This is a genomic window from Larkinella knui, assembly GCF_003858645.1.
GTDB classification, from domain to species: Bacteria; Bacteroidota; Bacteroidia; order Cytophagales; family Spirosomataceae; genus Larkinella; species Larkinella knui.
Genome location: NZ_RQJP01000014.1, coordinates 1 through 1,702, shown reverse-complemented (window position 1 = coordinate 1,702; position 1,702 = coordinate 1). Strand labels below are relative to the sequence as shown.

At 40.4% G+C, this 1,702-nt stretch carries 2 protein-coding genes; both read left to right on the top strand.

Features of this window, described 5'->3' with window-relative positions:
• Positions 1–691 precede the first annotated feature (691 nt).
• Entirely contained in the window at positions 692–1,102 is a 411-nt protein-coding gene (locus EHT87_RS31135) for a hypothetical protein (protein WP_124910712.1), read from the top strand.
• Positions 1,103–1,200: 98 nt separating this feature from the next.
• Positions 1,201–1,593: an SNIPE associated domain-containing protein gene (locus EHT87_RS31130; RefSeq protein ID WP_124910711.1), complete on the top strand. Its 393-nt coding sequence runs from the start codon at positions 1,201–1,203 to the stop codon at positions 1,591–1,593.
• The last annotated feature ends 109 nt before the right edge of the window (positions 1,594–1,702 follow it).

The window sequence follows — 1,702 nt, the reverse complement described above, 5'->3', positions numbered from 1 at the left end:
TCAATAACTTGCCATTGGGTGTCTGTAAGCTCATTAAATTGAGTAATCATACCTCTATTGTGTTGCAACATAAAGGTAAGCAGACACCCACTTTTTTCACCCAGTTATAAAATCCCCAACAACTTCTTAACTGTAACATTAAAAAAGCTACTCTCCGATTCCGAGTGGAGGTGAGAACCAAACAGGGTGATCATGGAGTGCCAACCGATAAAGTCGAATCCCACTATTATCGCTCGCTATACTTACTCATAAGGTCGCTCAGTTGACTTACCAAACCTTTTTCTTTGAAAACTCGGCCAACAAAAATCCTGAAGAGCCGTTTCAACCTTTTGCCCACTTCAAAGTCGTTAAATGGAAGGTTTTAAAAGAGCAGGTTCCAGACTGGTTTTAACGTTATTACTCGCAGAAAGTACAACCTAAACAGTAGAATACATATAGCTTCTTCTCAATAAAAACTAAGTAGAATTAAGTACCTTGATTGAATGATAAATTCAAGGAAATAAACTAACAATAAGAAACAATAGCTCTTCTTCAATCCTTAATTTAAGACCTTTTTTAGACACCTACTTTTTAGGAAGTAGGTGTCACCTAAGAAAAGTACTCATCAAAAATCTGATTTAAACCACAATTCTTGTTAGTCCGCAGACATATGACTATTTTTAGGTCGAATAGCTTTTAATTAGGTCGACCTATGTCTACAACTTTACTTATATTACTTATTACTGCTCTGGTTCTGCTCTTTGTGCAATCCAGAAAAACCCAAAAAAAAGAGCAAGAACTAGCTCAAACGCGGAGCGCTCATGAACAACAGGCCTCAGCCACATCTGCTCGTATAGCCCAGTTGCAGCAAGAAGTAGATCAACTCAGCCCCTATCGTATTATTCTGAATACAGAACAACATGTTCGTCAGATAAGTGAGATGGCAGAGAAGGAAGCCTATGAAATACGCCTATCTGCCAAGGAGGAATTAAAGCAGGCCGGTATAAAGGCCCGTGTAATTCAAACCCAGGCTGAAGGAATATTGCAGGATGCCGCCAAAGAATCGCGCGTATTATCCATTCAGCAAATCAACGAGCAGAAGAGATTGGGGGAGAGGCTTTAGCCGCAGCACGAAACGCAGCCAATTTAGAAAGAACCATCCAGGCACTTAAAAATGTCATTCATGGATACGGGGATCAATATCTAGTTCCATCTTACACATTGCTGGATGAATTAGCCGACGAGTTTGGCTATATGCAAGCTGGAATGGAGTTAAAAAAAGCGCGGGAGCGAACTCGTCTGATGATTAGTACCCGAACAGCAGCCACTTGTGATTATGTTGAAGCGGTCCGTAGCATGACAGCGATAAACTTCGTCGCTGACGCATTTAATGGGAAAGTAGATACCGTCTTAACCAACGTTAAACACGATAATTACGGTACCTTAGCTCAACAAATCAAGGATGCATATGCTTTGGTTAACCATTTGGGTAAACCTTTTAAAGACGCTCGTATTCTGCCTGAGTATTTACAAGCTAGATTGGAAGAATTGCATTGGGCAACAGTTGCTCACGAGTTAAAAATGAAAGAACGCGAGTGGACTTGTTACATTTGACTGGAGACTTTTTTTAGGCAGATTTGGGAGACTAACTCCAATTTGACTATGGTTAAACGACGTGTTTATGACGAAGCGTTCAAGGGAATGGCAGTCGAGTTATCTTATG

Excerpts from the sequence above, each read along its gene's own strand:
- EHT87_RS31135 (WP_124910712.1), top strand. The coding sequence starts at position 692 with ATGTCTACAACTTTACTTATATTACTTATTACTGCTCTGGTTCTGCTC.